Here is a 5895-nt window from a genome sequence, read left to right on the forward strand (position 1 = left end):
GTGTTTTTCATAGTATTAGATTTAAGGTTAACAAAGGTTGGAGTACAGCGGTACTCCTTTTTTTATGCCCGTACGTCAGGATGAGCTTAGGGGAGAGATTATGAAATCAATGATTATCAATCATTCAAGGTCTTATGATACTGAACCTTTCTTATCACCAGTTTGCTTTCACCGGAAATTTGTTGCGACACAATTGTGAAACGGATGCGCGTCAGCTTTTTCCGGTTCCAGGAGTGGATTAATTTCGGATCGGTCAGTTCGACGGTATCCGTTGCGGGCGATAAGAGTTTTTTATCGTATTCCACTTTGAACCTACCTGCCTCTCCTGTCAGAGTAATGTTTTTGTTGCGGTCGATTTCGACTTCGCAGCAGGTCATCAGGTTTAATACACTCGGTTCGTTGCATGCCGAAAGTTTCCATTTGTCGGTGATTGTGAAATCCTTTTTCCTGTGCAGCGTATAGTTGCGAATCCAGCTTTTTACATTTGCTTCCTGCGGATAGGCACGGGCAATGTCCACCTGGTAGGATACGGTTTTGGCGGTGGCTTTGTATTGCTGGCTGTGTGCGGCAAACTCCCGGCCGTTCTTCTGCGGGGTTCCGTTGATGAGGGGCAGGTTGTGATAATCGGACTGCATGGTCCATATCGTGTACCGCTCCGGTCCGAAGGTCTGTCGGGTATAAGTACCTACGCCTGCATCGATAAGCACCGGCAGGGCATTGTAGTAAAGGATACACGACCCCACATCGTTATGGTTATGGCTTTCCTGATTGTTTCCGCCTTTTGCTGCGAAGAAGAAACCGTCGCTTTTGCCTTCGGTGTCGCGTGCCACGCAGATTTGGGTGTCTTTAAACCAATAAGTGCCGGTAAGCGGTTCGCCTTGCGGATGGTCGATGATGTCTTTGTACATAAAAAGCTCGTCCAGGGCAGAAGCGAAATATCCGTTTACCCCGTCCTTGAAACTTTGGTTTTGCTGTGCCATGAATGAGGCGAATTTCATCATGGCGGGGTCTCCGGTCAGTTCGCCGTACCGGTAGAGGATACCCGGGCTTGGACTTACTTTGGGTGCGGAGTCGGCGAAGTTTACAAAATAGTTGTCGCCGATGTGTACCCGGTAAATGTATTGCGCCATATTGCGCAGGAGGGGAGCGTTGAATATGTTCACCTTGTTTCCGGTTACTTTAGCCAGCAAATCCAGAAACTTCAGGGCATAGCCGGAAGCCCCGCTCCAATAGGTGGGACCCTCGTCGCAGGCTCCGTCCTCGTGATACATGCTGAAAAAGAAATCAGTGGATTTCATCAGCTTCCAGACTCCTTGCCGCACACGTTCCGGGTCTTTCTCTATCAGCATCAGGGCTTGCAGCACGTTGTAGTTAATCCACGGATTCCAGTTATTTACCTGCTGGCCGCCGAATCCCATCCACCAGTAATCATCCCGTGCGAAGTAGGGGTTTATCAGGTTTCTGTTGACTTCCTCGATAATCCGTTCGTTAATCAGCGGGCTCACCTTGTCGAATTCGTCTTTCAGGAAATAGTAAGTCCATGCCATTTGCGCGCCGATGTCGGCCACTACCAGTTCGATGGTCGGTTCATGCCTGTCGGGCAGTCCGGAGCGGTCTTTCTGAAAGCCGAGGTGTGCCGAGTGTATCCAGGACGTCTCGCACAGAAACCATACACCGTCTATGATGGCATCCATAAATCTGCCTTGTCCCTCTACCAGTTCTGCGAGGGTCAAGGCTTGCAGGGCTTTGTGGTTGGCGCGTCCGGTGCGGATTTCGCCGGTGCGCTTAAAGGCAAGGTAGTCGGAGGCAAGGTCCGGTTTCCATTCGTGTTTCAGGGCGTGTTCGCCGTTCCTGATGATAAGCTCCCTCATTTCGGGGGCTGTTTTCTCTTTCCAGGATTTCCGGTCGGTATAGGCGGGATAGTCCACCCAGCTTTGCCGGTAGCGGAGTACATTGCCCAATTCCTCATAGGAAACGGTCTGTTCAAGAAGATGCCTTTCGGTTGCATGGGCGGGAAAATTGATACAGACAGTTGCGATACATACTGAACTTGCCAGTAACAGGCTTTTTATTTTTGACATTTGCGGAATGTATTAGATGATTTAAATAAAGAACGAGGATAAATGATTATCCCCGTTCGTCAAAGTTAATTAAAAAAACAACCGTTTACCTAACCTTTACCCTTTATTTTTCAAATCGATGTATCTTTTTAATGCTTCCATATAGTAGTAATCCGCGTAGTTCAGCGGTACGTCTATTTCAGAGCCATGCGGCAGTGAGCCGGTGGAATGCATCAGCACGTAACCTTGATTGCTGCCTTTGGTTGCCAGATATTTCGCGCCGGACAAGTTTTTCAGGATTGTTTCGGCATAGTCGGAATATTTTTTGCCGTCGGGTACAAATGTACTGAGATCCAGGAAGGCAGATGCTGTGACAGCTGCGGCAGACGCATCACGCGGAGTCTTTTCACCTGCCGGGGCATCATAATCCCAGTAAGGAATCAGGTCGTCCGTCTTTACACGTTCCATAATCATGTCTGCAATGTGAACGGCTTCCTGCAGGAAAGCCGTGTCCCGGGTTTCGCGATAGCAGGAAGTGTAGCCGTATACTCCCCACGCTTGGCCGCGCGACCAGGCCGATTCTGCATTTTTACCCTGGTGTGTCTGTTTGATTTCCACGCTTCCGTCATTGTTATAGCTGACCACGTGATAGGAGGTGTAGTCCGGACGGAAGTGGTTTTTCATAGTGGTTTGTGCATGCTTTACAGCCACATTCTTATACTTCTCATCTCCTGTCAGCTTATATACGTTGAACAGCAGGTCCAGGTTCATCATATTGTCAATGATTACGGGGAAGTTCCACGCACCGAAGTCCCATGAGCGTATACAACCGATTTCCGGGTTGAAACGGGCGCACAGATTATCCGCTGTTTCTACGAGTACGGCTTTAATGGTGTCGTTAGGGGCGAGGCGGAGAGCATTGCCATAGCTGCAATTCATCATGAAGCCCACGTCATGGGTACCTTTCAGCTCACGTATCGGGTTCAGGATGTTGGTATATTCGATGGCGCGTTTTTTCAACTCTTCATCGCCGGTCAGTTCATAGGCATACCAAAGGCTTCCGGGGAAGAATCCGCTGGTCCAGTCGGCAATGCCGCAAAGACGTTTTTGTCCTAATTGCAGGGCTTCGGGATTGGGGTGTAAAGAGTCGATGTATGCTTTGTTCTCGCGCTGCAACTGAGTATCAAGAAAGTTTACATCATAGCCGGAATGTATGGAACGTGGGAACTTGCTTGTTCCGGAGAGTTCCTCGGCGGTTGATTTCAACTGATAGGAAGCGGCATCGAGTGCGTTGCTTATCCAGGCTTCTTTCTGGACCGGAGTGTTTTTGCAGCCTGTCATGCCTATGAGCAGAGCGGTTGCAAGCAACAGAGAGTTTCTTTTCATGTCAGTAAGTATTTAGTGATTTTTGTTCACCGGCAAAAATATGGATATTCGTGAAATATCCTGTGCAGGATTGTTGAAAGGTGTTTGGGTGTAGTTTAAAGGTATGTTACTTTTGTCGAATACTGTTTTAATTCTGTATTTTCTTGGGTGGAAGCATTACATTTACCTCTTCAGGCTTTTTACCTGAAAGTCTGTAAATAGTGTGTGGTTTTCCAATAGGCGGAGTCCGAAATATCCGTCTCCCTCATTCTTTTTAACCGGCAGTCGGAACAACTCCTCGCCGTTGACACTGTAAGTTGTGATTCCTTTTTCCACACGGATTTTGATGTCGTACCATTTATTTGGAATCAGCAAGTGCGCCTTGTCCGTATACTCTTTGATTACGGGGCGGGCTATGGCATCACTGGTATCCGCCGCTTTGGCAAAGTACTGGCGGAAGCGGGTAGTGGAGTTGTGGTTTCCGCCGTATCCCACATAAAACAGGCTTAGCGTTTTATAATGTTGGAAAATTCCGTTTCGCCATTCGCTGCGTGCGAAGAGATTGTCGGGGTATTCCGGGTCATTGGCGCCCCAAAAGCAGTTCAGGTCGCTAAGACGGTCGTATTTTCCGCCTTGCATCAGCATCTTCACGCGATAGCCGATTTCATAATCACCGGTAAGGCGTTGGTTGTACCAAAGTGTAAGACCGTCGGGTGCGGTAATTTCCAGCGTATCGCTTGATACAAGGATTTTTACTTTTCCGGAGTGGTCTTCGATTGTCCAGTTCTTTAAAACGACCTGTGCCTGAACCGTGAAAGGAAGTAACATCAGTACACTTCCCAATAGCAATTTGTGAAAGGAGCTTTTTGTCATAAATATTACTTTTGTTTACAGTTGATATTCTGATAGTAGTTTTTGCTGTTGTGGCAAAGGTAACCAAATATTTATAAAGTAGAGCCCGGTTGTGCTGGAAGGATTTTATGTGTTATATTTTATTGTGCATTGCATTGGATAGGTGGTTTTTATCTGCAATGGTAAAAACGGATATTTGGTTATCACTCATCACTTGCGTGATAATGTATTGAATAATAGTGCTTTATTGCATGCCGATAACAGTTTTGTGGTGATGACCAAATTCCGGTCATCACCACAAAAAGTAAAATATCAGGATTTTACAATTCGATATACAACTCCTTTTTGAGTATGCCTGCTTTCCAGGTTATTCTTCTTCAAGATACGTCCGAAATGCTTTGCGTGCCCGTCTGTCAGCTTTATGTCACTGTTTTTTGCATGCAGAATTTCCAAAATCTGTATCGGCGACATCCACTCTCCCTCTTCCCCTTCTTGTGGTAAACGGAAATGACAATGGAACAACTGCTCAATCGGACTGATTTGCTCGAATTCCCGGTTATTTTCTTTCAGAACGGCTTCATCCTTGTCATTAAACCAGTATCTTTCGCCGCTGCGTATCGCTTGCATGGCTTGTGCATACAATTGGCGGTAGTTTATCGTCACGTTCGTATCAATGGGGGCAGTCACTTCCACGCATACAAAACGGCGGCTGCCGCTGCTGTCTGTCAGCAGGTCTTTGTGGTTGCTCGTCCCGATGAACGAAGCATACCGCCTTATCTCCTGGATACTGCTTCCGTAGGGCTTGCGCAGGTTGGCAACGGGTTTTTGCAGAAGGTGTTTCAGAAAGCCTTGCTGATGGATGCTCACCTGGTCGAACTCGTCGATATTCACCAGCAGAAAGCGCCCCAGGTACATTTCCGCATCGCGTTTGCTGCCGAAATCCAGACTGTCGGTATAGCCGAAGCGGAGTTCGGGAGGAAGGATTATACGGCAGAAGGTGGACTTGCGGTAACCCTGTGCACCTATCAGTAGCGGTGATGTGCTGTTGGCGTGCATCCTGTTGCCCAGTCCGCGCCAATGCGCCACCATGTTCAGAAACCAACGGTAGAACAGCTCACGCCAATACGGATTGTTGCAGGGTACAAGTCCGGCAAGCGCACGGATGCGGTCTTTGCCGTCCCAACGGCCTACGCCGCACAGGTATTCTTCCACCGGATTGTACAGCGGCACGCGGTTAGAGGTCAGGTAGCGGTTCACGTCTCTGTCCCACACACGCAATCCCTCTTGCAGGGCATCCATAGCCACGCTATTGCGCGCTCGCTGGTCCATTACATGAAAATAGAAGTGGATGGAGTCGCGTTGGCGATATTCCAAATCACCCATCAGCTGGTTGTACCGGAATTCGTAACGGCGTTCCATGAACTCGTTCAGTTTCAGTATCGTGTCCTGTTCGGGAGTCAGCACGGATTTTCTGCCGAATCCCCGGCACTCGCGGTAGAGATTGTGCAGTGCGGTACGCACTGTCTGTTCGTCTGCCTGCCGTCGGTAGTGCATCATCACCTGCCGGACGGCTTCCTCTTCGGGGATGCCGCTTTTGAAGCATTGCTCGCCTATGGGG

The 5895-nt window shown here is 48.5% G+C and carries 4 protein-coding genes; all 4 read right to left on the reverse strand.

Going from position 1 to position 5895, the window contains the following annotated elements; all coding sequences use genetic code 11:
• Nucleotides 1-116 precede the first annotated feature (116 nt).
• Nucleotides 117-2081, reverse strand: coding sequence for a heparinase II/III family protein (locus tag AB5903_RS21505; protein WP_368118263.1), 1965 nt, complete (start codon nt 2079-2081; stop codon nt 117-119).
• 96 nt (nt 2082-2177) lie between these two features.
• Nucleotides 2178-3446, reverse strand: a complete 1269-nt coding sequence (locus AB5903_RS21510) for a DUF4995 domain-containing protein (protein ID WP_368118264.1) — start codon at nt 3444-3446, stop codon at nt 2178-2180.
• A 162-nt stretch (nt 3447-3608) separates the two neighbouring features.
• Nucleotides 3609-4253, reverse strand: a complete 645-nt coding sequence (locus AB5903_RS21515) for a DUF6250 domain-containing protein (protein WP_229105901.1) — start codon at nt 4251-4253, stop codon at nt 3609-3611.
• Between the two features lie 336 nt (nt 4254-4589).
• A partial coding sequence (locus AB5903_RS21520; protein WP_368118265.1) for a VapE domain-containing protein occupies nt 4590-5895 on the reverse strand: 1306 nt, incomplete at its 5' end.

The sequence above is a fragment of the Bacteroides sp. 2201st1_D9_2201SCRN_220225 genome, from assembly GCF_040928965.1.
Lineage (GTDB): Bacteria > Bacteroidota > Bacteroidia > Bacteroidales > Bacteroidaceae > Bacteroides > Bacteroides stercoris.